Raw genomic sequence first — 22,536 nt, 5'->3', positions numbered from 1 at the left:
TGGGGAAATGCGTGAGGGGGTCCGAACTCGCGGAGTTCGGACCCCCTCACGCGGGGAGTCAGGCGGGGCGGCCGCCGAAGGGGGCGCCGGTGCCGTAGTACGTGCCCAGCTCCTCGTGGTATCCCGCGTCCCCGAGGTGCTTGACCCGGTGGAACTCGGGAGCGCTCTTGATCTGCTCCTTGGTCCGGTCCACGTAGACCTTCCTGTCCTCCGGCTCGACACGGAGGACCGTGCTGGCCGGCAGCAGGACCTCCTTACCGAAGATCCAGACCCCGGTGTCCACGACCAGGTAGGCGTCACCGACCTCGTCGGAGTGCTTGTCCACCTTGCCGATGTCACCGTCGACCGCCTCGACCTTGTAACCGGTCAGATCGGTCCCGGCCAGGTGGCCCGAGGTGGACTTGTAACTCCACACATGCTCAGTCACGCGAAAACAACTCCTCCGGTAAGCGGAGGCCGGCAAGGGGATCCCCCCTGCCGCCCCTCCATTTCCGATGCCTTGCAGCGGACGGCGTCGCCTTCCGCATGGACTCCCGCCTGCCCCTGTCCCGGCACCCCATGCCCGCGTCACTGAAGAAAACTCGGCACGACGGTCGCAGGAGCCCGCCATCAGTCGGTATCGAGGCCATCGTTCAGGCGGTTGAGGAACCGGCGTCGCGTTCCGCCGTCGAAGGAGCCTCGATGTCACGTGATGGCCGACCTGCTCTCCGGCTCCCCTCGTGCCGCGGATCACGCAGCCCGCTCTTAGCCGAGATGGGTGTACTCGGCGTGCCCGCGGCGAAAAGAAGCCGAAGGCTTACCCCTGGGGCATGGCTGTCGCCTGCCGGGTAGACGGCAGAAGCTCTCGCAGGCCCCGCAGTCCGTCCACGAGGAGACGCAACGCATGGTGCAGAAGAAGGCGACCAAAGCCACGGCGAAGAAGGCCGCGCCGGCCAAGCCGAAGAAGCAGGCCGGCTCCGCCGGCGTGTCCGGCCGACCCGCCCCACGACCGCACGAGCCGTTGCCTCCGAAACCGGACCAGGACGGCCCGGACACCCTCAGCCCCACGGGACAGCCCACCGGCGCGCCCCAGGCCGCGGTGGCGCAGGGCGGCGCGTACCTGACGACCGCGCAGGGGGCCCGGCTGTACGAGAGCGACCATTCGTTGAAGGCGGGCGCGCGGGGACCGGTGCTGCTGCAGGACCACCACCTGCGGGAGAAGATCACCCACTTCGATCACGAGCGGATCCCCGAGCGCGTGGTGCACGCCCGTGGCGCGGCCGCCCACGGGATTTTCCAGGGCTACGGCACCGCGGGGAAGGTCACCAAGGCGGCATTCTTGGCGAAGGGCGTCGAGACGCCGGTCTTTGTACGGTTCTCCACGGTCCTCGGATCGCGCGGCTCGGCGGACACGGTGCGCGACACCCGCGGGTTCGCCACGAAGTTCTACACCGGTGAGGGCACATTCGACCTGGTGGGCAACAACATTCCGGTGTTCTTCATCCAGGACGCGATCAAGTTCCCCGACGTCATCCACGCCGGGAAGCCGCATCCGGACCGGGAGATCCCGCAGGCGCAGAGCGCGCACGACACGTTCTGGGACTTCGTGTCCCTGCACACCGAGGCCACCCACCACACCATCTGGAACATGTCCGACAGGGCGCTCCCGCGTTCGCTGCGGATGATGGAGGGCTTCGGCGTCCACACCTTCCGCCTCGTCAACGCCAAGGGCGCCACGACGCTGGTGAAGTTCCACTGGAAGCCGAAGCTCGGCGTGCACTCCCTGGTCTGGGAGGAGGCGCAGATCACCAACGGCATGGACCCGGACTTCCACCGCCGTGACCTGGCCGACGCGATCGAGGCGGGCGCGTTCCCCCAGTGGGAACTGGGCATCCAGACCTTCCCCGACACCCCGGACCAGACCTTCGAGGGCATCGACCTCCTCGACCCCACGAAGTTCGTTCCGGAGGAACTGGCCCCGGTCCGGCCCATCGGGCTGATGACGCTGAACGCCAACCCGACGAACTACTTCGCGGAAACCGAGCAGGTCGCCTTCCACCCCGGCCACCTGGTCCCGGGCATCGACGTCACCGACGACCCGCTGCTCGCGGGCAGGCTCTTCTCGTACCTCGATACGCAGATCAGCAGGCTCGGCGGCCCCAACTTCGGTCAGCTCCCCATCAACCGCCCGCACGCCCCCGTCAATGACATGCTCCGCGACGGCATGCACCAGACCGCCGTCCACGCGGGGGCCGCGCCGTACCGGCCCAACAGCCTCGACGGAGGCTGCCCCTTCCTCGCCGGTGCCGATACGGGCGCCTTCATCGAGGTGCCGGTCGAGCTGGCCGCGGCGTCCAAGGTCCGCGAGGCTCCCGCCTCGTTCGACGACCACTTCACCCAGCCGCGCCTCTTCTGGCTGAGCATGACGCCGGTCGAGCGCGAGCACATCATCGCCGCGTACACCTTCGAGCTCACCAAGTGCCACGAGCAGGCCGTCAAGGAACGCGCCCTGTCCGTCCTGGCGAACATCGACTCGCAGCTGTGCGAGGAGGTGGCCACCGGGCTCGGACTTCCCGCGCCGGCCCCCGCCCGGCCCCTCATCGACCCGGCCCCGAGCCCGGCGCTGTCCCAAGTCGGTGGCACCTGGCCGCTCGACGGACGGGTCATCGGCATCGTCGCCGACGCCGATTCCGATCTGAAGGGTGTCCGTACCGTGCGGGACGCCGTCCTGAAGGCCGGGATGGTTCCGCTCGTGATCGCCCCCACCGGGGGCACCCTCGGAACCGGGAAGAACCCGGTCACGGTCCAGCGGACGTTCGCCGCCACGCGTTCCATCGAGTTCGACGCCCTCCTCCTCGCCGGCACGCCCGCGGCCGCGGCCGACGCCCACGGCGCCCGCGACTCCAAGGCCGGAGCCCCTGAACCGGGTGCCCCCGACCCCCGAGTCCTCCTGCTGCTCGCGGAGGCCTACCGCCACGGCAAGGCCATCGGCGGCTGGAACGACTCGTCCCGCACCCTGCAAGCGGCCGGCATCCGGGAGGCTGACCCCGGTATCGCGTTCGCCGGCAGCCCCTCCGCCGCTCTCAAGGGCATCACCCAGGGGCTGAGGGAACACCGCGCCTGGGACCGGTTTCCCACCTCGGTCTGAATCAGGCCCAGCCGGGCCGTACCGGCACGGTGCCAGGGGCTCTGAGCGAGGGCGGTGCTTCCCACCGCCCTCGCGAAGCGGCCCCTGTCCTTGCGCAGGGTCAGTGCTTCATCCGCCGACGGTCGCCGTCGCTCCAGGCACGGGTGTCACGGGGTTCGACGTAAGGTTCCTCGTCCTCGGGCAGCCCGCCGGCGATCGCGCGCTGGCGAACCATTTCGGCATCGAACTCCAGGCCGAGGAGGATCGCAAGGTTGGTGATCCACAGCCAGACCAGGAACACGATGACGCCGGCGAGGGTGCCATAGGTCTTGTTGTAGGAGGCGAAGTTCGCGACGTAGAACGCGAAGCCTGCCGAAGCGGCCATCCAGATGACCAGCGCCAGGAAGCTGCCCGGCGTCACCCACTTGAATCCGCGGCCCTTCGCGTTCGGCGCGGCCCAGTAGAGGATCGCGATCATGATCGTGACGAGGAGGACCAGCACGGGCCACTTCGCGATCGACCACACGGCCAGAGCAGTGTCCCCCACTCCCAGCGCGGAGCCCGCCTGCCGGGCCAGCGACCCGGAGAAGACGACGATCAGCGCACTGGCGCAGGCCAGGACCATCAGCGTGACAGTGAGGGCCAGGCGCAGCGGGAGGACCTTCCACACGGGGCGGCCTTCGGGCATGTCGTAAACGGCGTTCGAGGTACGGATGAACGCGGCGATATAGCCTGACGCCGACCACACGGCGACGACCAGGCCGACGACCGCCAGGAGCGAGCCGACCCCGGCATGGCCCTGGAGCTGCCGCACGGCGTCGCTGACCACGTCCCGCGCCGAGCCGGGAGCGAGTTGCTGCAGGTTGTCCAGAACCTGCTTGGTCGCCGATTCCCCGGCCATGCCCAGCAGTGACACCAGCACCAGCAGGGCAGGGAAGAGCGCCAGGACCCCGTAATAGGTGAGCGCCGCGGCCCGGTCGGCGAGCTCGTCGTCCTTGAACTCCTCCACGGTGCCGCGCAGCACCGCCTTCCACGAACGCTTCGGCAGCTCGGTGGGCCGGTCGGGCGCCCGCTCCTCCACCTGCCGATCCGGTCCCGCCGTGCTCTCGGCGCCGGTTTCCCCGCGCCTGTCGTCCTGACCTGGGCCTGGCTTCGATGTGCGTGTCATACCCTGCGCCTGTCCAGCGCTGCCTCACTCATGTCCGTGAGGACGAGCCGAGAACTTCATGGGCCGTGTGTGACGTGGCACCGCGACCCGAGTGCTTGGTGTCCGCGCGTGCTACAGACGGTGCGGTCCGCCGTAGTAGCGCCGACCTGGCGCTGGTAGTCCGCATCACCGAGGTGCCTGTCCTTGTCGAACTCCGGAGCGTTCTTGATCTGCTCCTTCGTCCGGTCGACATAGATCTTCTCTTCGTTCGCGTCGATCCGACTGATCGTGCCCGCGGGTGCGAAAAACAACTCCTCCGACTATGGAGACGGAAGGAAATAGAAAACGGCCGTCGATCGTTGAAGTCCAGCCGCATTGCACCCGACGTCCGACCCCGCCCGGTAGCGCAAATCCACCGCCACTCCCCACCAATTTTCAACCGGCCGAGTGCGGCTTCCGTTTAGCCCACACGGGTGGGGTAGGAGGGCCGCATGTTCAGGCACCGAAGTTTTCGTACGATCGCTGTACTCGCCATCAGCTGGGCTGCCTTGACGGGTGTCGAGCGAGTGAGTGAAGACGCATCCTGGCGGATGGCTCTGCTCAGCGCACTGGTGTGGGGTGTCGTGATAGCTGGTGCCTGGTGGTTTGCCGAATGGACTCAGATGGGCCGCCGCAGCCGGAGTGACCGCACGGATCCGGCTGACGCCCAACATGACTCGAGCGGAAGGACGGGGAGCACCACATGACGGACCGCCGTCGCAACGCCCTGCGGTTCTCCGTCGGTTTGCCGCTTCGGCCGCACTCGCTCGGCCCGCGCCTCCTGACGGAGGCCCTTGACGTCGTTTCACGCCGCGTACGGTTCAGCCGCGCCGCAGGCACCGTAGCCGTCTGCGCGCCTGCTTCCGGGTACCAGTGCCCCGACCGGCAGAGTACGTCCGGAGGGGGCGCCTCAGCCCGGCCCCGGCACCGGAGCCCCTTCCCGGGCGTCACGGACCCTCACGAGCGCGCCCAAGAGGTGATCGAGTCCCGTACCACCGGCCCCGGCGACCTGGCCTCGCTCCTCGAGATGCTGGGCCTGGTCCCGTCCAAGGAGCCGCACGTGAAGCGAGCGCGTACCGAAGGCGACCGAAACTAACCGGGGCCGCAGTAACGGGCAGCGGAGACCTTGGCTGCGGTCGACGTCGAGAGCTCGCTGCCGCTCCTCCCCTGTGTCTACGTCCCCGGCCTCCACGCGCGAGAACGCCGGCCTTCAGCCGGCGTCCCGTGGGGGGCGGACGCCAGAATCCCTGCCACACCCGTCGGAGTGGTGGCCTGCCCGGGCGGGCTCCAACAACACTCGCCACGACGAGGGCCCACCGGGCGCCATACCGACGGGGCTCAACCCTGCCGTGCGTCGCTCCGGCCGACCGTTCGGGTTCGGCGCGAGTATCCGGGGCGGATGCAGGAGGCGCTCGATGCCTATCTCCACCAGCGTTCCCTGGTACTCCTGGTGGCCCGTGAGTGCTTCGAGGAGTGCCACTCTCAGGGCGTAGATGGCACTGGCCATACTCGCGCCTTGGCCGAATAGCTGCTCAGGTGCCATGTAGGTGACTGTGAGGGCCGGCGTCCAATCGGGCGACCCTGGCGGCGTGCTGGTGGGCCCGAACGATGGTGGAGTCGACGGTGGCGCCCCAACGGACATCGGCAACCCGGGACCCGCCAACGCCCTCCTTGGCTGGGACCTGGCCGGAACTACGGCTACGCCGACATCGACAAGGCCCGTGCGTGGGGCAGCTACAAGGTCTGGCCGGACGCCGCCGCCGCGAAGTGGACGTCGACCGGCGCCCCTGGCCACCAGCTCCGCCCAGCTCTCAAAATGGCGTTTGACGTTGCGCGTTCGGCCCTTGCGCCGCGGGAATCCGGCGTCACACGGCATACCTGGACCGGGTATCGTTACCGACGGCTTGGAACACCGCCCGCAGGCGGTGGCACAAGCCTTTCCACGCGGGCTCGCGAGCCAGGGGCGGACAGTGAGGAAGCGATGATCTCGCAGGGCAGCAGGGAGTGGCCGGTCCACAGCCTTGGCCATGGGGATCACGTCTGTCTGGCGTTCGCCGACGATTCCGAGCAGCGCCGGGTGGTCACCGCCTACGTGTCCGATGGCTTGAAGCGCGGTGAGCGAGTGAAGTATTTCGCCGACCGGCAGAAGCCGGCCGCGGTGCTCGACTGGCTTCGGTCGGCACAGATGGATCCGGACGCCGCTTTGTCCAGCGGACAGCTGCAGGTGGTCACTGCCAGCGACGGTTACCTGGTTTCGGGACGCTTCGACGCCATGGCGATGGCGGCCACCTTGCGGCAGGAGATGGCAAGCGCTGCGGCCTCTGGCTTCAAGGGGCTCCGGGTCAGCGGTGAAATGAGCTGGGCTCTACGGGAGATCGGCGGCACGGACGAGCTCGCCGCATACGAGAGCATGATCAGTTCGGTCTTCGAGGGACAGCCTGCTTCGGCCGTCTGCCAGTACGATGCCCGCCTCTTCCACCCCACTCAACTGCAGACCTACGGCCACTGCCACCCGGGCACCGTGGAACTCTCCCCGCTCTACGAAGACAAACTGTTGCGGATCGTTCCCACCTTCGCGGAAGGGGACCGCACGATGCGTGTGATCGGCACCGTGGACTACCGCACCACCGACGCTCTGACTGCGGTTCTGGACGCCACCCTCGACTGGGCCGGGGACGTACGGGTGGACATGAGCGCGCTCGAATTCATCGACCTGGCCGGTCTGCGCGCTCTGGCGCACACCGCCGAGCAATACGAGCCCGGCCGCCACATGCGGGTGGTGGAACTTGCCCCACTGCTGTGCCAGGTGATAGCCGTGGCCGGCTTCGACCAGCACGACGCCCTGGTCGTCACCTCCCCGGGAGCCTCGGCATGAGCAGCGTGATCGACGTGACCGCCCCGCAGCCCGACCGGACCCCTCGGTTGGTGCACCAAGGCTTGGTCTACGGGTCCGACGAGGCGTTCTTGGCCGCGACCGTCCCGTTCTGTCTGGACGGTCTCCAGCATGACGAGGCAGTGCTCGCCGTCACCACACCCGCCAACATCGACCTGCTGCGTCAGCAACTCGGCAGCGCGGCCGGCGCAGTGCAGTTCATCGCGGCCGAAGACTGGTACCAGACGCCTGGCAGCACCCTCGGCGCCTACTACCGTTACGTCGACGAACGCACCGCCACTGGGCGCCATCCCCAAGTACGCGTGATCGGTGAGCCCGTCTGGCACGGCCGCGACGCGTTGGAAACCGAGGAGTGGACCCGCTACGAGGCCGTCATCAACCTCGCCTTCGCCCACTGCCCGGCCTGGATCGTCTGCCCCTATGACACACGGACGGTCCCCGACCGGATCGTCACCGACGCCCGCCGTACCCACCCGCAACTGGTGACCGGCCCGGCTGCCGAAACGAGCGGTCACTACGACCCTCCCCAGGGCACCGCCTGGCATCGGAACCTGTCACCGGTCCCCGCGCCGGGAAGCAACGCCACGATGTGCTTCGCCACCGACTTGCACCCCGTGCGCTCGTTCGTCGCCCGGCATGCCGCGCAGCTGGGGATGTCCCCTCAGGGGGCCGAGCGTTTGACTTTCGCCGTCAACGAAGTGGCCACCAACGCCGTTCAGCACGGCGGAGGGCGGGGCGAAGTCTCGGTGTGGCGTACGGGGCACAAGGTCATCTGCGAGATCAGCGACCCCGGCCCCCACCGCTTCCCTGCCGGTACCGGGTGGACGCTCGGCTACCTGCCACCGGAACCCGGTCTGCCCCGCGGGCACGGCCTGTGGACCGTGCGCCAGTTGTGCGACCTGGTCGAGGTCCACACCGGCGCCCCGGCCACGGTCGTTCGCCTCCACCTGAACCTTTCCTGAATCACCCGGTCGGTCCGTCGGCGACAGCGAACGTCTCGGTAGTGCCGTCGCCCTTGGGAACTCGCTGACCGCCCCTCCCCTGGGCCGCAGCCGTCGTCCCCGGCCAGGTCCGGGATGACCGAGTGCTCTGGACGACGGATCGGACCTGGTGCGTCGTCCAGTCCCGCCCCTGGCCGGGCAGAGGCCGGCCTGGCCTCGGGCGGGACTGGCCAGGGGAATCGGGACCCTCGGACCGGCGTTGTCCCACACATGGGCGATGCGCCACGGTACGACCATGAAGAGCTCGGCCCGTCCGCCTTGGCGGCTGCCCGCTCCCGCCTCACGGCCGACCGCAACGACACCCTCGATCGGGTGGCCGCGCTGGGGCGCGACTTCGACGGGATCGTCGCGGCGAACGCCCTGGTCGCGGTCGATGACGAACACGACCCCGAAGGGGCCAGTACGGCCTTCGAGCGTGCCCATGTGGCCTCCCTGATGGCGCGGGCGCACGAGCATGTGCACGAGCTGGACCAGGCGCTGGAACGGCTCGAACGGGGCGACTACGGGCAGTGCGAGGGGTGCGGCGCGATGATTCCGCCCGAGCGCCTGGAGATCCGGCCCGCCGCGACCACGTGTGTGCTCTGTGCCCGGTCCGATCCGCGCCGTCCCCCGCGCCCCACATGATGCCGGCGGCCTCTCACCGGTCGTTGCCTGACCGCCGATCATGCTGTCGCCACGTCCACGAGAGACGGCACTCGGCAGTTCTGGCCGGACGCACGGGCTCGTCAGCGAGCCAGGAGCTCGTCGAGAAGCCTGTCGAGGTCGAGGAACTCCTCCCCGGCAGCGACGACTGCGTAGGTCTGGTCCAGGAAGCCCCTCAGCACGGGGGCATCCACAAAGACAACGGCGCTGTCCTGCTGATCGGGGCTCCGGCCCATCAGTTCGACGAGTAGTTCATCGCGTCCGGACCCCTGGGCGGGGCGGAATGCGACGTCGCCCTCCCCCACCGGACGGTGGAGCCCCTCGGCCAGCATCTGCCGGTCGAAGTGCCACCGTGCCAGGACGTCGGCACCGTCCAAGAACTCCGCCTGCACCACGTACGGGTCTCCGCCGTCGTACGAGAAGCGGGCAAGGAAATACACGTGGCCCGTCGCCGTCTCGAGGTGCACAACAATCAGAGCAGACACGCAGGACATTGATGGGCCTCCAGGATCGGCTGACAGCTACGTGCGTGTGCCCCGCTCCGCCCCCACCACACTGACCCGACCGGGGGAACCGCGAGATAGCAGGCGCTGGAGACCCGCAAACAGGGGCCACGACCCGTGGGCATGCGTGTGCGCCACGCTGCCCGCCATCCCGGTTTCCGCGGCCCTGCTCGTGCCCGACCACGACGACGCCGGCCGGACCGCCGCAGGCGCTCATGCTCACCACGGAACAGGAAATGGGCCCCGACTCGTCGAGTCGGGGCCCATTCAGACGGGTCAGGCGATGACCTCTGATCAGGCGATGCGGCCACCGAAGGGTCACCGATGCCGGTGGAGCAGTACGTACTCGTTGCTCCACACGTGCCCCGCACGGGCTCGCGTGCCCCGCACCCGGTGCCTGATTCGACCTGTCAGAGTTCGGCGCGCGTGGCGGACTGGGCGGCGCGTACGGCGACGTTGGCCGCGTCCTCTAGGAGCGGCGCCGCCGGAGCTCCGCCCCCGGACAAGGTCCATCCGCAGAGGGCCGCCCAGGCCAGTGCGGCCGAGGCCGCCTTGGCACGCTCGGTCCGGTGGGGCAGGAAGGTACCGAAGAGCAGCGCGTCCCCCGCGTCGACGGCGACCCGGCACAGTACGGCCGTGCGTAGCGCACTGCCCGCGGGGACCGCGACCATGGCCGCGCCGATGACGGCGTCGCGGACGCCGAGGGCGCGGATCAGGAGTGCGGAGGATCCCTGTTCTGCCAGGCCGCAGGGGCGGGCCAGCACCTTGGGCCGACAGGCGACCGCCACGCCGTAACCGAGGGTGGCCACGCCCATCACCCGTGCCGCTGTGGTGCGCATCAGCGATCACTCCGTTTCATTGGTTCTGGCTCATCGGGTCCGGTCGACTCACGGCTTCGAGCCGTGCGGGCTGTCCTGCTCCTCGCGGCCGATGCCCGGGCGCTGCCGCTTGGCCTCGTGTCCGTTGGCATCCGCTTCCCCGTCGCCCCCGCTGGGACGCCGGACGACGGCTTCGTCGGCCTGCCGCCGCGCCTCGCGGTCGCCGCTCTCCCCCTCGGCCTCGGACGGCGTGGTGCGCGGGTGACTCCGGGAATTCTCGTGGGCCGTCATCTGGTCCTCCTTCGGTGGTGCCTTCTTCCGGCGACTACCCCGTGCTGTCCCCCTCAGACGCTTCGCGCGCCCCCGCGGCCTGGCCGCGCAGACACAGGTACGCATCGGCTTCCACGGCCGGAACGCATCCGACGGAAGATCCCACGCGCGGAATCGATGCCCCGGCCGCACTCGTCCAGCTGTTCAACACCGCGGCCAAGCAGGCGGCTGATAGACCGGGGGGTGGCGAAGGCAAGCCGGCGTCCTTCGTCACCCGGAGAGGATCACTACGGGGTGTCCGGAGAGATCTTCGCGGCGTGCATGGTGAGTCGGCCGATCCGCGTTTCGTGACTGGTTGCCGTCGTGCTGTGGTCGGTGATCGAGTCCGGCCGGGCGTCTGTGAGGTACCACGTGGTGAGCGGGGCCACCGAACCCGCCCTGATCTCCTCGATCTTGACGTTGTAGGGCTCGGCGGAAGCCTCGGTGGACAGGATCCATTCCTGCGCCCCGGGCGCGTCGGTGAGGACGCAGTCGTCGAGGGTGAGCGTGAGCACCTGCCCGGGCAGGCCAAGGTCCCCCTGGGGACCCAGACCCGTCACTTCACCGCAGGTGAAGCGCTCTCCTCGGACGGTGACGTAGTAGCTGCTGGACACGTTCGCAAGGGATTCGTTCATGCCCACCGCCTGCCCCGTCCGCCCCGATCCAGACGCCGTGACGGCATGGCGTCGCAGGAGCCTGGATGTCCCGGCGATCACGCCGCTGACGGCGTCGAGAGGTTCGGGTGGGACCCGGGAGAACGGGCTGTCGCCGAGGCCGGCCAGGAGTTCAGCCGGGTCGCGGTAGACGGCAACCGCGCCGGCCTCCTCGAGGTCGTCACCGGGGATTCCCCCGCACAGCAGGCCGACGGCGGCCACCCCGGCCCGGCAGGCCGCCTTCATGTCCCAGACGGAGTCACCGACATACACCGCACGCCCGGACGGCACCTGCGCCAGTTCGAGGGCGTGCTGGACAGGGTCCGGCGCGGGCTTGCCCTGTTCGACGTCATCGGATGTCGCGGTGTCGGTTATGGCGTCCTCCGCACCGATGGCCTGCCGCAGAGCCTTGAGTTCCCGGTCCGTCGCCGAGGTAACGAGGAGGACCTTCCACCCTGCCTTCGACAGGGCACGGAGCAGTTCCGCGGCCGATTCGAAGGCGGGGAGCCGGTCGAAGTACGTGGCGTACAGGGTGTCGTGGGCGGCGCTGAGCCGGGCGTCGCCGGAGTGGTCCCGGTCCTCGCCCAGGAGATGGTCGAGGAGGTCTTCGCCGGGCAGGCCGATCGCCCGGTGGACGGCGTGCATGGGCACGTGGTGCCCGGCCTGGCGCAGGGCTTCCCACCAGGAGGTGATGTGGAGGTGGTTGGTATCGGTCAGGGTGCCGTCGACGTCGAAGAGAGCAGCGCGGTCCATGACGGTGGCCTCCTCACAGGTCCCGTAGGGCGGGCAGCAGTTTCGTCTCGGCCCACTCCAGGAACGGCGTCTGATGTTCGCCGCCTATCTGGATGAGGGCGACCTCGGTGAAGCCCGCCTCCGCGTACGGGCGGACCGCTGCGACGAAGGCGTCCACGTCGTCGCCGCACGCGACCGCCGCGTCCACGTCGTCGGGCCGCGTGTGCTGTGCGGCCTGCTCGAAGGCGGCGGGGCCGGGGAGTTCGGCGTTGACCTTCCAGCCGGCGAGCGACCAGCGGAACTGGTCGTGGGCGCGGGCCACCGCCGCGTCGCGGTCAGGGTCGTAGCAGACGGGAACCTGCCCGATCCGCGGCTTGCCGGCGCCGCCGTACGCGCCGAACGCGGTCAGCAGCTCCTGCTTCGGCTCGGTGGCGATGAGCAGGTCTCCGTACCGTCCCGCGATCTCACAGGAGCGGTCCCCGGACACCGCGATCCCGATCGGGGGCGGATCGTCCGGGAGGTCCCAGAGTCTGGCGTTCTCGACGTCGAAGTGCGCGCCGTGGTGGCTCACGTACCCGCCGGCGAAGAGGGAGTGGATGATTCCCACGGCTTCTTCGAGCATCTCCAGGCGCACGTGGGCGGCGGGCCAGCCGGCGCCGACGATGTGCTCGTTCAGGTTCTCGCCCGAGCCCAGCCCGAGCCGGAACCTGCCCTGGGACAGGATCTGCATGGTCGCGGCCTTCTGGGCGACGACCGCCGGGTGGTAGCGGAACGTCGGGCAGGTCACGTACGTCATGAGCGGAATCCTGGAGGTCGCCTGCGCGGCCGCGCCCAGAACGCTCCACGCGTAGGACGCATGCCCCTGAGACTCCAGCCAAGGGAACGAGTGGTCCGAGATGACGGAGAAGTCGAATCCGGCGTTCTCCGCCCTCACCACGTGGGACACCAGCTCGCGGGGGCCGGCCTGCTCGGTCATCATCGTGTATCCGATTCGCACCATGAAGGGCGCCTTGCCGCTATCGCGCCCTCGGAAACCCCCACCGCGACCATCTCGGCCCTGCGAGGGTCCAAGGCCGCCCTCTCAGACGTCCGCCCGCCGCCGACACGGCCGGGACACCGCGGAGCCTGCCCGTCGCCGTCGTCCGGTCTACTGTGGGAAGGGTCCCGTCCCACGTGAGCAGCAGATGAGGCCGGCAACTGTGTCGACGTCGAGCCGTGAGATCCCCGGCACCCCGTGCTGGGTCAGCCTCCTGGCCAGGGATCTCCCCTCCGCCCAGAGGTTTTACGGTGCCGTGCTCGGCTGGGAATTCCGTCCCACCCATCTCGGCGACGGCGTCATCGTCGCCTTCCGCGACGGGGCCCCCGTCGCGGGCATCGGCGCACTCGCCGGGAGCCCCGGCTTGCCCGTGGTCTGGACGCCGTACTTCGCCGTCGAGGACGCCGACGCGACGGCCGCACGGATCCGTGAACGCGGCGCGACCATGGCGGTCGGCCCCCTGGACTTCGGCACCGGACGGGCCGCCTTGGCAGCGGACCCCGCAGGGGCCGTCTTCGGCTTCTGGCACGGCGAGGCCGTCCCCGACTGGTCGATGGGCCGCGGAAGCGCCCCGGCCCGGCTGGAACTGCGGACCAGGGACGCGTTCGCCGCCGCCATCTTCTACGGAGAGGTGCTCGGCTGGGACAGCGAGCGGCCCGGCAGCTGCACGGTCTCCTACGAACACGAACACGTCGTGCTGCGCCACGGCCACGACACCGTCGCCCACATCAGTGGCGGCGCACTCGAGGAAGCACCCGACCCCGCGGTACGCCCCCGCTGGCACCTGCACTTCCACGTGCCCGACCTCGAGACCGCGATCGATGCCGCCATCGGTCTGGGCGGCAGGGCCGCCTCTCCCGTACAGACGTCCACCACGAGCCGGTGGATGGTTCTCTCCGACCCCGAGGGAGCGCTCTTCAGCGTGGTGGCGCCGCAGGACACGTAGATCCGGCCCCGTACAGTCGGCAAGGTTCGCCGGCCGTAGCGATCGGCATGCGCCTGAGGCGCTTCGCCCTCACCGGCGTGACCGAGATCTTCACCTGGGCACCCGCCTCCGCGTCCGCACTTCCTTGATCTTGGCCAGGGCGAACCCCACTCCCTGACCCACCCCGGGCTTGGCCGGCACGGCCACCTCTTCGGGATTGGTCAGGACGTCCAGCAAGACCGGGCCCGGAGTGTCGAAGGCTCGGCGCACGGCGTCGCGGAGATCGGCCGGGTCTGTGACGCGCATGCCGGTCAGCCCGAGGGCCGTGGCGACCGCCGCGAAGTCGGGATTGTCGAGCTCCGTCCCGAATTCGGGCAGGCCGGCCTGTTCCTGTTCGAGCTTGACCATGCCCAGGCGCCGGTTGTCGAAGACGACGAGTTTCACCGGCAGCCGGTAGGTCTTGATCGTCATGAGGTCGCCCAGCAGCATGCTCAGGCTGCCGTCTCCGCAGAAGGCGACGATCTGGCGGTCCGGCGCCCACAGCTGGGCTCCGAGGGCCTGCGGCATGGCATTGGCCATCGACCCGAGGTTGTACGAGCCGATCAGGCGCCGTGTGCCGCGCATGGTGACGAAGCGGGAGAGCCAGACGGTGGCCATGCCGGTGTCAGAGGTGAAGACGGCATCCTCCCTCGCGTACGCGTCGACGGCGGCGGCCAGCGCCTCGGGGCGGATCTCGTGATCGTGGTTGTCCAGCGCCGCCCGCAGCCTGCCGGTCCAGCGGCGGTCGTGAGCCGGGTCGGCGAGCCTCTGCTGGCCCTCGGTCCAGTGGGCGAACCGTTCCCGGGCGTCCTCCAGGTGCGCGCGGTCGGGGGCCGGCTTCAGGAGCGGAAGCAGGGCGCGCAGCGTGGCGCCGACATCGCCCACGAGCCCGACGTCGACGGGAACCCGTCGGCCCAGATGCTCCCCGCGTGTGTCGACCTGGACGACCTTGCAGTCCTTCGGATACCACTCGCGATAGGGGAAATCGGTGCCCAGCATGAGAAGGGCATCGCCATGGTCGAGGGCGTGGGCGGCGGCCGGGTTGCCGATCAGACCGGTCTGGCCCACTTGGAACGTGTTGTCGTCCTCGAACCCCTCCTTCGCCTTGAGCGTGAGCACCATGGGCGCGGCGAGGAGATCGGCAGTGCGGAGGACTTCGGTGCGGGCGTCGCGGGCTCCGCAGCCGACGAGCAGGGTGACGCGGGAGGCCGTGTTGAGGAGTTCGGCGGCCGCGGCGAGGGCCGGGTCGTCGGGCCGGGTGACGGGGTGATCGAGGGCGAAGCGTATGGGACGGTCCTCGCTCAGCTCTTGGTCACCGAGATCGCCGGGGACAGTCAGGACGGCCACTCCGCCCTGTGCCACGGCCGCGCGTACCGCGGACTCCAGCATGCGGGGCATCTGGTCCGGGGAGGTGACGGTGGCCCGGTAGACGGCGACGTCACGGAAGAGGAGGTCGTTGTCGACTTCCTGGAAGTAGTCGCTGCCGATCTCCGCGAGGGGGACCTGGCCGCAGATCGCCAGTACCGGGGTGTGGCTCTTGGCTGCGTCGTAGAGCCCGTTGAGGAGGTGCACGGAGCCCGGTCCGACGGTGCCCATGCACACCCCGATGGTTCCGGAGAGCTGCGATTGCGCTCCGGCGGCGAAGGCCGCCGCCTCCTCGTGCCGGCAGCCGATCCAGTCCAAGCCGTCCGTGGTGCGGATCGCGTCGGTCAGGGGGTTCAAGGCGTCTCCGACGACTCCGAAGACCTGCTGGACCCCCAGTTCCTTGAATGCGTCGACGATGACATGGGCGACGGTGCGTGCCACAGGAATGTCCTTCCGGACGGTGCGGCCCCCTCGGTGCGGGCGGCGGCTTCGGTGGAGTTCAGGGCAGCGGGTTGTGACGACTCGGGCCCTCAGTGGGTGAGGCGGGCCGGGTCGGCCGCCTGCCAGTCGGATGCCCAGTCGACCGGTGGTGATGCGAGCGGTTGTCCGGCGGCGAACAGGGTGGCTTCACTCTGGACGAGGCAAGCCGCCTCGACCGGCCTGGACCCGTACCGAACCCCGCCACGGGGCGGCGGCACCGGGTCAGCCCGAAGAGCCACGAGGGCAAGGAGATGCGAGGTCTGCGTCGACCGGACCAAGGAGAAGATCAAGAACGCACCCGAGTTCGACGAGGCGAAGCACTCGCGAGAGCCCGGCTACCTGGAGCAGTTCGCCCGCTACTACGGCATGCCCCCCATGTAGCCGGAGGCGACAGTGCGGGCCGGTGAACGCGGAGGCGCGCCCGGCTGACCCCGGCCGCTGCCGCGGCCACGAAGCCCCGGCCGCGTGATGGCGGGGGGAGGCCACCACGCGGCTCGGGCCTGCTGGGGACCCCGCGCCGCTCACCGTCGCGGACTCCCGTGTCCCCTCTTATGGCCGTTCTCCGGAAGCCCAAACGGTCGGAGCGCAGACATCCGCCCGGGCTCGTCGGTCCTGGCCGACAGGCGGCAGGTGGGGCGGGAACGGGCTGGTCGGTCGGTCGGGGGCGCTTCGGGTCCGGGTCCTGTGAGTTCCAGCCTCTACTGCCCCAAGCGGGCGTTGATCAGGTACTCGGCTTCCTCGGAGAGCCTTTGGCGCCGCTCGTCCCCCTTCACCTGCCGCAGCTCACCGCGCAGTGCGAGCTCGGTGCGCAGGACCGTCGTTCTGGGCACCGGTACCCTCTGGCCCGGCTTCTCCGTGAACGGCTGAAGTTCGGCCGCGAGAGTATGTGCGTCGTCCGACGTGCCACGCCGCAGGGAGAGGAACACGCGGGCAAGCCAGTCGGCCGGAACCTGCACCATGAAGTCAGTCATGCCGGGGCCAACGACTCACGCCCTCGCCCGTGACGGAGGACGACCCGCACGGCCGATGATGGCAGCCACCCGGCCGCGCCACCGGCGGCGGGGCGGCCGGGCCGCCCATCAAGTCTCATACTGCACGGATGGGTGAATCTGCCGTGCAAGCGACCAGCGGAAGGGCCCGGCGAGAGCGGGCCTTGCATGCCGCATCACCACGCACTGTGCGATGAGTGCCAGTGGGCGGGGTGGCCGTGCCGGTAGCCTGCCGGGGTGAGCCAGTACGTGCGGGCCGAGCGCCCGCTGGGATGGAGGTCGACCATGGCCCTTCGTTATGACTGCACCACGGCGTCGGGTCGGATCGACGGGCTGCGCGCCGCCGCTCTGGCGGTGAGCCGGGGTGAGCTGGTGGTGCTGCCGACGGACACCGTTTACGGCATCGGCGCGGATGCCTTCGACCGTGATGCGGTGGACAGGCTTCTGGAGGCCAAGGGCCGGGACCGGGCCATGCCCTCACCGGTGCTGGTCGCCTCCCCGGACGCCCTTCACGATCTGGTCAGTGACTTCCCCGACCAGGGTTGGGCCCTGGTGAAGGCGTTCTGGCCAGGCGGGCTGACTCTGATCGCCCGCCACCAGCCGTCGCTGACCTGGGATCTCGGGGAGACCCACGGCACGGTCGCGGTCCGGATGCCGTCCCATCCGGTGGCGCTCGAGCTGCTCGCCGAGACCGGCCCGATGGCTGTCTCCAGCGCCAACCTGACCGGACACGCCTCCCCCCAGGACTGCGATGCCGCCCAGGGCATGCTCGGCGACTCGGTCGCCGTCTACCTCGACGGCGGGCCCACCGAGGCTGCCGTCGCCTCCTCCATCGTGGACCTCACCGGCCCCGTACCCGTCCTCAAGCGAGCGGGCGCAATCAGCGCCGAGGACCTGCGCAAGGTCGTACCCGACCTGCAGGTGCCCTGACCCCGGCCCCGGACCGGCGCACCCGCGCCCTTTCGGCGGACCCCGCTCCGTGGCGAGCCGGGCGGGGTCGTAGCCTGCGGCCACGAGCGACGCACCCGACACGTGCGGCGCGGTCGCGGCCACCCGTGCCGCCCTGACGGACGGCGTCACCGCCGGTGGATACGTACGCGATGTCATCGAACGCGTCACGCCCGGCGTCCTCGCCGCCCGCGCCGCCGGGCTCACCCAGGACGACGACGTCATCGCCGAGCACATACGGCACACCGTCGACCTCCTCCCGGACCGCTCCCGAGCCCTCGCCGACCAGGTCGCCACCGGACAGACCGCCGTGGTGGGCCTGTCCTACCGGCTTGTCGACGGCAGCGCCCGAGTCGTCACCACTCGCGGCCTGCCAAAGGCAGCAGCCGCCTGAACCGGGCGGCCATCGCCACCCGGTCCAGGCATCAGTTCCCGCAGGTCGGACTCCGCGCCTCCCGAGGTCTGCGCCTGAGGCGCGAGCCCGATGCCTGGTGGACCTCCTCCCGGCGGATCGCCTTGATGATCGGGGAAGCGGCTGGTGTGGGCCTCGGGGGTCTGTCTTCCGTGTCACCCGAGGCGCTCCTGTAGGTACAGGACGCGCCCCTGCCCGCGATGCGGCTTCCAGGCGTACGCCGTCGCACACCCCGTGATCCGCCTCCAGCACTGTCTGGATCGTCGTCGCTCCGATACGCCACGTTGCCATTCGGGCCTCCCCTTATGGCGAATCGAAGAATATTGACGCTCGCCATAAAAACGCAATAACGTGAGGTTGTCCAAGATCCTCGATCCCGGTCCGGAAGGACGCAGCGCCATGGGTTCCACTCAGGACCGCACCGCTCCCGTCGTGAACACGCGCTCAGGCGCGATCCTCGGCGTCGTCGAAGGCGACCTGGCCGTGTTCAAGGGCGTTCCGTACGCGGAGCCGCCCGTCGGGCCCCTGCGGTGGCGCCCCGCGCAGCCGCATGCGGGATGGACCGGCATCCTCGACGCGACGGCGTACGGTGCCGGTTCCCCGCAGGCCGTCCGCGAGGGCGACCCGATACTCGGGGGCCACGGCGTCCCGCCCTTCGACGAGGACTGTCTGACGCTCAACGTGTGGACGCCCGGTACCGACGACGCCCGGCGTCCCGTCCTTGTCTGGATCCATGGCGGCGCCTTCATCTCCGGGTCCGGCGCGATGCCGAACTACTCCGGCGAGACCTTCGCGCTCCACGGCGACCTGGTGGTGGTGAACCTCAACTACCGGCTCGGGCCGCTCGGCCTGCTGTCCATCGCGCCGGACGACGGCGCCGAGGGCGGCAGCAACCTCTGGCTCACCGACCAACTCGCCGCGCTGCGTTGGGTCCAGGACAACATCGCCGCCTTCGGCGGGGATCCCGGCAACGTCACCGTCGCCGGCCAGTCCGCCGGCGCCCTTTCCACCGCGGCGCTCGCGGCCCACGCAGGTGGCGGCCGTCTCTTCCACCGGGCCATCCTGCAGAGCGTCCCGCTCGCCATGCCCCTCGCCACGCCTGCCGAGTCGCAGGCCCGCACCGCCGCCTATCTGGAGATCGTCGGCGCCAAGGACGAAGACGAACTGCGCACGGTGCCGTGGCCGAGCCTGGTCGAGGCCACCGGCCGGCTCCTCACCGCCACCATGGAATGGGGACACTGGACCGCGCCGTTCATGCCGGTGCTCGACAGCGAAACGGCGCCGCAGCAACCCGTCGACAACCTGCTCGACGGCCCTGGAGCCGACATCGACGTCCTCATCGGCTGGACCGGGGAAGAGTCCGCCTTCACCTTCGCGCTCGGCGAGACGTACGCGTCGGCGACGAAGGAACAGGTGCTCCGCCGGGCACGGGACAGCTTCGGCGACGGTGCGGCCGAAGCGTACGCGGCGTACGAGGCCGCGCGCCCGGGCGCACGGCCGATCGACGTACTCATCGACCTGAGCACCGACGAGCTGTTCAGGAAGCCCACCCTGGCGTTCGCGGAAGCGCGGGCGCTACGGGGTCGCCCTGTCTGGGCATACGAGTTCGGGTTCCCCTCCCCCGCGCACGACGGCCGCCTGGGCGCACCGCACTGCCTGGACCTGCCGTTCGTCTTCGACAATTTCGACAAGTGGTCGCACGCGCCGTTCCTCGTGGGAATGGACACCACGATCAGGGACGGCCTCGCCAAGACCGTGCACCGGGCGTGGATCGCGTTCATCCGCACGGGCGACCCCAACCACCCGGCCATGCCGCGCTGGGACCGGTACGACCGGCGCTCCCGCACCATCATGCGCTTCGACACCGTCACCACGGTCGTTGCGCATCCCGCTCCGCACTGACGGAGGACGGCGGCAACTGGGGCCGGGGCCGGGCCGCGGCCGTAGGAACTCAGCCGAGGGTCCCGCCTATGGGCTGCTCCGTCCAGATGGTCTTCCCGGTACTGGTGAACCGGCAGCCCCAACGGTCGCTGAGCTGGGCCACGAGGAAGAGGCCGCGGCCGCCTTCGTCCGTCTCCCGTGCGCGACGCAGGCGCGGCTGGGTACTGCTGGGGTCGGAAACCTCGCAGACGAGCACTCGATCACGGATCAGCCGGAGCCCGACCGGTCCGCCCGCGTAGCGGATCGCGTTCGTGACGAGCTCGCTGACGACGAGCTCCGTCGCGAAGCCCAGTTCGTCCAGGTCCCAGTCGGACAGCCGATCCGTCACCAGCTCACGGGCATGCGCAACAAGGGACAGATCGGGATCGAGTTCCCACTCGGCGACCTGATCGGACGAGAGGACGCGGGTGCGGGCGAGCAGGAGGGCCACGTCGTCCGAGGGCTCCCGGGGCAGCACGCGGTCGAAGATGTCCTGGCTGATCTCACCCAGCGCCAGGCTCGGGTTCGCACCGGCGAGCGCGCTCCTCAGTCTGTCCATTCCCTCGCCTATGTCGCCGCCGCGGCTTTCGACGAGTCCGTCCGTGAAGAACGCCAGCATGCTGCCGGGCCGCACGTCGAACTCCGTGACCTCGAACGGCATTCCGCCGATTCCCAGCGGCGGTCCCGGCACCAGGCCGACGAAGGCCGGCTCGTCGCCTGGTGGCAGAAGGGCAGGCGGCGGATGCCCTGCGGTGGCGGCGACGCACTGCCCCGCCACCGGGTCGTAGACGGCGTACAGACACGTCGCTCCGAGCACCGCGGGCTCCGCGCGGGACTCGCCGGTCATCTGCTCACTGGAGAACCCGAGCACCAGATCGTCCAGGTGCGTGAGCAGTTCACCCGGATCCAGATCGAGGTCGGCCAAGGCCTGCACCGCCGTCCGCAGCCGCGCCATGGCCGCGGTGGCCTCCAGTCCATGGCCGACGACGTCCCCGACGACGAACGCCACGCGCAGCGACGGCAGGGGGATCACATCGAACCAGTCCCCACCGACTCCCATGCCGCCGCTCGCCGGCCGGTAGACGCCCACCGTCTCCACGGCGGCGCAGTCCAAGGCCGAGCGTGGCAGCAGGCTCCGCTGCAAAGCCAGCGCCGACTGGTGCTCCTTCGTGTAGCGGCGCGCGTTGTCCACGCCCAGGGCGGCCCTGGAGACGACGTCCTGCAGCAGGACTGCGTCCTCCTCACCGAACGCGGAAGCCGGCCGACTGCGCCAGACCGTCACGCAGCCGAGGATCAGGCCTCGTCCGTAGAGCGGCACCGCCACCGAGGAGTGCGCCCCGCGCGGGACGAACAACGGCAGGCTCTCCGGATCCACGCCGAGCTTCGCGTGCAGGATGGACACGTCCGGCACCACCACGGGCAGCCCCTTCATGAGGGGGCGCATCAACGTACTGTCCCTTACGGGAGGAAGAGCCTCTCCCACCGCCAGGAGATCCTCGGCGGATATCTCCGGACTCTGCGCGGCAGCGGTCCGGCGCAGGCGGACGTCGCCGCTGGTGTCCAGGTGCGGGGGCTCGTCGCCGACCAGCACAGGCTCGGCGATGTCCACGGTCGCCAGATCGGCGAAATCAGGGACGAGCAGATTCACGAGGGTCTCGGCCAACTCGATGACGTCCAGGGAAGCGCCAATGCCCGCGGCGGCAGCGCGCGAGAGCACCATCCGGCGTCGACGCGCATCCCGCTCGGCCGCCTCCACCGCGGTTTCCGTTGGCGTGACCAGGACGAGCCACTGCGGCTCGGCGTCGGAATCGGCCGGTGTGCGAGCTGCGAGCCGGACGACCGTGCAGACCAGGGGGACCTTTCGGCCCGCGTGATCGCCGCCCGGAACATCGCCACCCGAAACGGTGACGAGGCGCCCTGCCGGTCCCACCTCCGTCCCGGCGCGGGCCAGCAGCCCCAGCAGCGGAGCACAGATCTGACCCGGCGAACACTCCAGCAGGGTCGCAGCCGACTGGGAACGGGCTACGACCACTCCTGCGCCGTCCAGTACGACCGCTGCCGTTTCGCTGACGGGCACCGAGGCCGGCCTCGGGCCACGACGCTCCGGTTCACGCATGTCGCCTCCACGCACCGTGACCTTCAGTATCGTCCCCGAGGGGAGGCCCGGCGACCCGCAGCGCGCCCTCACCCGGCGGTGCCCATGCAAAAGCCCGGCCGGCAACGAGGCCGGCCGGGCCTTCCTGCAGCAGCGTCGCCGATACCGCGGCGCCCGCCATGAGGAGGAAAGACTTAGGCGGGGGTGATGTTCTCCGCCTGGGGGCCCTTCTGGCCCTGGGTGACGTCGAAGTTCACCTTCTGGCCCTCCTGCAGCTCACGGAAGCCCTGGGCGGCGATGTTCGAGTAGTGGGCGAAGACGTCCGGGCCGCCACCCTCCTGCTCGATGAAGCCGAAGCCCTTTTCCGAGTTGAACCACTTCACAGTTCCGGTAGCCATGTGCCCTCCAAAGGACTAGAAACCGTTCCCGCACCATGCGGGAGCCGGAGGTGATCGCCCTGGTCCTCAGAGACTGTGAACAGCAA

At 69.9% G+C, this 22,536-nt stretch carries 18 protein-coding genes and 3 pseudogenes; 9 read left to right on the top strand and 12 right to left on the bottom strand.

Going from position 1 to position 22,536, the window contains the following annotated elements; genetic code table 11:
- Positions 1-58: 58 nt before the first annotated feature.
- Entirely contained in the window at positions 59-427 is a 369-nt protein-coding gene (locus tag ACFYYB_RS34935) for a PRC-barrel domain-containing protein (protein WP_389440982.1), read from the bottom strand.
- Between the two features lie 456 nt (positions 428-883).
- Here ACFYYB_RS34935 and ACFYYB_RS34930 point away from each other — a divergent pair, with 456 nt between their 5' ends.
- On the top strand, positions 884-3,127 hold the full coding sequence (locus tag ACFYYB_RS34930; RefSeq protein ID WP_389440980.1) for a catalase: 2,244 nt from the start codon (positions 884-886) through the stop codon (positions 3,125-3,127).
- A gap of 100 nt (positions 3,128-3,227) precedes the next feature.
- Here ACFYYB_RS34930 and ACFYYB_RS34925 read toward each other — a convergent pair whose 3' ends face one another.
- Together ACFYYB_RS34925 and ACFYYB_RS34920 are read right to left on the bottom strand one after the other, a co-directional pair.
- Entirely contained in the window at positions 3,228-4,274 is a 1,047-nt protein-coding gene (locus ACFYYB_RS34925; RefSeq protein WP_389440977.1) for a YihY/virulence factor BrkB family protein, read from the bottom strand.
- A gap of 111 nt (positions 4,275-4,385) precedes the next feature.
- Positions 4,386-4,552, bottom strand: a pseudogene (locus tag ACFYYB_RS34920) (PRC-barrel domain containing protein); the annotation flags it as partial.
- 1,721 nt (positions 4,553-6,273) lie between these two features.
- Between ACFYYB_RS34920 and ACFYYB_RS34915 the strand changes: the two are divergent.
- From ACFYYB_RS34915 to ACFYYB_RS34905, 3 genes are all read left to right on the top strand, one after another.
- Positions 6,274-7,167: an MEDS domain-containing protein gene (locus tag ACFYYB_RS34915; RefSeq protein WP_389440974.1), complete on the top strand. Its 894-nt coding sequence runs from the start codon at positions 6,274-6,276 to the stop codon at positions 7,165-7,167.
- A complete protein-coding gene (locus ACFYYB_RS34910) occupies positions 7,164-8,147 on the top strand; it encodes an anti-sigma factor RsbA family regulatory protein (RefSeq protein WP_389440971.1) in 984 nt (327 codons plus the stop codon). The genes ACFYYB_RS34915 and ACFYYB_RS34910 overlap by 4 nt, the downstream gene beginning before the upstream one ends.
- A gap of 249 nt (positions 8,148-8,396) precedes the next feature.
- Positions 8,397-8,810 (top strand): TraR/DksA family transcriptional regulator, encoded by a 414-nt coding sequence (locus tag ACFYYB_RS34905; protein WP_389440969.1) that lies wholly within the window; start codon positions 8,397-8,399, stop codon positions 8,808-8,810.
- 101 nt (positions 8,811-8,911) lie between these two features.
- On the opposite strand, the gene ACFYYB_RS34900 is transcribed toward ACFYYB_RS34905, so the two are convergent.
- The 5 genes and pseudogenes from ACFYYB_RS34900 to ACFYYB_RS34880 all read right to left on the bottom strand — a co-directional run bounded on the left by ACFYYB_RS34900 (position 8,912) and on the right by ACFYYB_RS34880 (position 12,843).
- A complete protein-coding gene (locus ACFYYB_RS34900; protein ID WP_389440967.1) occupies positions 8,912-9,313 on the bottom strand; it encodes an SsgA family sporulation/cell division regulator in 402 nt (133 codons plus the stop codon).
- Between the two features lie 428 nt (positions 9,314-9,741).
- Positions 9,742-10,170, bottom strand: coding sequence for a hypothetical protein (locus tag ACFYYB_RS34895; RefSeq protein ID WP_389440965.1), 429 nt, complete (start codon positions 10,168-10,170; stop codon positions 9,742-9,744).
- A 48-nt stretch (positions 10,171-10,218) separates the two neighbouring features.
- A complete protein-coding gene (locus tag ACFYYB_RS34890) occupies positions 10,219-10,440 on the bottom strand; it encodes a hypothetical protein (protein WP_389440963.1) in 222 nt (73 codons plus the stop codon).
- Positions 10,441-11,210: 770 nt separating this feature from the next.
- A pseudogene (locus tag ACFYYB_RS34885) lies at positions 11,211-11,864 on the bottom strand (HAD family hydrolase); the annotation flags it as partial.
- A gap of 13 nt (positions 11,865-11,877) precedes the next feature.
- On the bottom strand, positions 11,878-12,843 hold the full coding sequence (locus tag ACFYYB_RS34880) for an LLM class F420-dependent oxidoreductase (RefSeq protein ID WP_389440960.1): 966 nt from the start codon (positions 12,841-12,843) through the stop codon (positions 11,878-11,880).
- 250 nt (positions 12,844-13,093) lie between these two features.
- Between ACFYYB_RS34880 and ACFYYB_RS34875 the strand changes: the two genes are divergently transcribed.
- Positions 13,094-13,825: a VOC family protein gene (locus ACFYYB_RS34875; RefSeq protein ID WP_389441274.1), complete on the top strand. Its 732-nt coding sequence runs from the start codon at positions 13,094-13,096 to the stop codon at positions 13,823-13,825.
- 90 nt (positions 13,826-13,915) lie between these two features.
- Here the strand turns inward: ACFYYB_RS34875 and ACFYYB_RS34870 are convergent, their stop codons facing one another.
- The gene (locus ACFYYB_RS34870) at positions 13,916-15,649 is read right to left on the bottom strand and encodes a thiamine pyrophosphate-dependent enzyme (protein ID WP_389440957.1); all 1,734 of its coding nucleotides are present in this window, start codon (positions 15,647-15,649) and stop codon (positions 13,916-13,918) included.
- A 180-nt stretch (positions 15,650-15,829) separates the two neighbouring features.
- Here ACFYYB_RS34870 and ACFYYB_RS34865 point away from each other — a divergent pair, with 180 nt between their 5' ends.
- Positions 15,830-16,069 (top strand): hypothetical protein, encoded by a 240-nt coding sequence (locus ACFYYB_RS34865; RefSeq protein WP_389440955.1) that lies wholly within the window; start codon positions 15,830-15,832, stop codon positions 16,067-16,069.
- Between the two features lie 317 nt (positions 16,070-16,386).
- On the opposite strand, the gene ACFYYB_RS34860 is transcribed toward ACFYYB_RS34865, so the two are convergent.
- Complete coding sequence (locus ACFYYB_RS34860; RefSeq protein ID WP_389440953.1) at positions 16,387-16,647, bottom strand: hypothetical protein; 261 nt, start codon at positions 16,645-16,647, stop codon at positions 16,387-16,389.
- A gap of 315 nt (positions 16,648-16,962) precedes the next feature.
- Between ACFYYB_RS34860 and ACFYYB_RS34855 the strand changes: the two genes are divergently transcribed.
- From ACFYYB_RS34855 to ACFYYB_RS34845, 3 genes and pseudogenes are all read left to right on the top strand, one after another.
- Complete coding sequence (locus tag ACFYYB_RS34855; RefSeq protein ID WP_389440951.1) at positions 16,963-17,607, top strand: L-threonylcarbamoyladenylate synthase; 645 nt, start codon at positions 16,963-16,965, stop codon at positions 17,605-17,607.
- A gap of 97 nt (positions 17,608-17,704) precedes the next feature.
- Positions 17,705-18,019, top strand: a pseudogene (locus tag ACFYYB_RS34850) (carbonic anhydrase); the annotation flags it as partial.
- A gap of 417 nt (positions 18,020-18,436) precedes the next feature.
- A complete protein-coding gene (locus ACFYYB_RS34845) occupies positions 18,437-19,939 on the top strand; it encodes a carboxylesterase/lipase family protein (RefSeq protein ID WP_389440948.1) in 1,503 nt (500 codons plus the stop codon).
- A gap of 49 nt (positions 19,940-19,988) precedes the next feature.
- Here ACFYYB_RS34845 and ACFYYB_RS34840 read toward each other — a convergent pair whose 3' ends face one another.
- Both ACFYYB_RS34840 and ACFYYB_RS34835 read right to left on the bottom strand, forming a co-directional pair.
- Positions 19,989-22,073, bottom strand: coding sequence for a SpoIIE family protein phosphatase (locus tag ACFYYB_RS34840; protein WP_389440945.1), 2,085 nt, complete (start codon positions 22,071-22,073; stop codon positions 19,989-19,991).
- A 173-nt stretch (positions 22,074-22,246) separates the two neighbouring features.
- A complete protein-coding gene (locus ACFYYB_RS34835; RefSeq protein ID WP_114041062.1) occupies positions 22,247-22,450 on the bottom strand; it encodes a cold-shock protein in 204 nt (67 codons plus the stop codon).
- Positions 22,451-22,536 lie beyond the last annotated feature (86 nt).

It is taken from the genome of Streptomyces sp. NPDC002886 (assembly GCF_042888445.1).
GTDB lineage: Bacteria > Actinomycetota > Actinomycetes > Streptomycetales > Streptomycetaceae > Streptomyces.
This window is presented reverse-complemented; position numbering and strand designations above follow the sequence as displayed.

What these genes read in the sequence shown, in the direction of transcription:
- ACFYYB_RS34930 (WP_389440980.1), top strand. Translation starts at nt 884, where the DNA reads ATGGTGCAGAAGAAGGCGACCAAAGCCACGGCGAAGAAGGCCGCGCCG.
- ACFYYB_RS34925 (WP_389440977.1), bottom strand. Translation starts at nt 4,274, where the DNA reads ATGACACGCACATCGAAGCCAGGCCCAGGTCAGGACGACAGGCGCGGG.
- ACFYYB_RS34915 (WP_389440974.1), top strand. Translation starts at nt 6,274, where the DNA reads ATGATCTCGCAGGGCAGCAGGGAGTGGCCGGTCCACAGCCTTGGCCAT.
- ACFYYB_RS34910 (WP_389440971.1), top strand. Translation starts at nt 7,164, where the DNA reads ATGAGCAGCGTGATCGACGTGACCGCCCCGCAGCCCGACCGGACCCCT.
- ACFYYB_RS34905 (WP_389440969.1), top strand. Translation starts at nt 8,397, where the DNA reads ATGGGCGATGCGCCACGGTACGACCATGAAGAGCTCGGCCCGTCCGCC.
- ACFYYB_RS34895 (WP_389440965.1), bottom strand. Translation starts at nt 10,170, where the DNA reads ATGCGCACCACAGCGGCACGGGTGATGGGCGTGGCCACCCTCGGTTAC.
- ACFYYB_RS34890 (WP_389440963.1), bottom strand. Translation starts at nt 10,440, where the DNA reads ATGACGGCCCACGAGAATTCCCGGAGTCACCCGCGCACCACGCCGTCC.
- ACFYYB_RS34880 (WP_389440960.1), bottom strand. Translation starts at nt 12,843, where the DNA reads ATGGTGCGAATCGGATACACGATGATGACCGAGCAGGCCGGCCCCCGC.
- ACFYYB_RS34860 (WP_389440953.1), bottom strand. Translation starts at nt 16,647, where the DNA reads ATGGTGCAGGTTCCGGCCGACTGGCTTGCCCGCGTGTTCCTCTCCCTG.
- ACFYYB_RS34855 (WP_389440951.1), top strand. Translation starts at nt 16,963, where the DNA reads ATGGCCCTTCGTTATGACTGCACCACGGCGTCGGGTCGGATCGACGGG.
- ACFYYB_RS34845 (WP_389440948.1), top strand. Translation starts at nt 18,437, where the DNA reads ATGGGTTCCACTCAGGACCGCACCGCTCCCGTCGTGAACACGCGCTCA.
- ACFYYB_RS34840 (WP_389440945.1), bottom strand. Translation starts at nt 22,073, where the DNA reads ATGCGTGAACCGGAGCGTCGTGGCCCGAGGCCGGCCTCGGTGCCCGTC.
- ACFYYB_RS34835 (WP_114041062.1), bottom strand. Translation starts at nt 22,450, where the DNA reads ATGGCTACCGGAACTGTGAAGTGGTTCAACTCGGAAAAGGGCTTCGGC.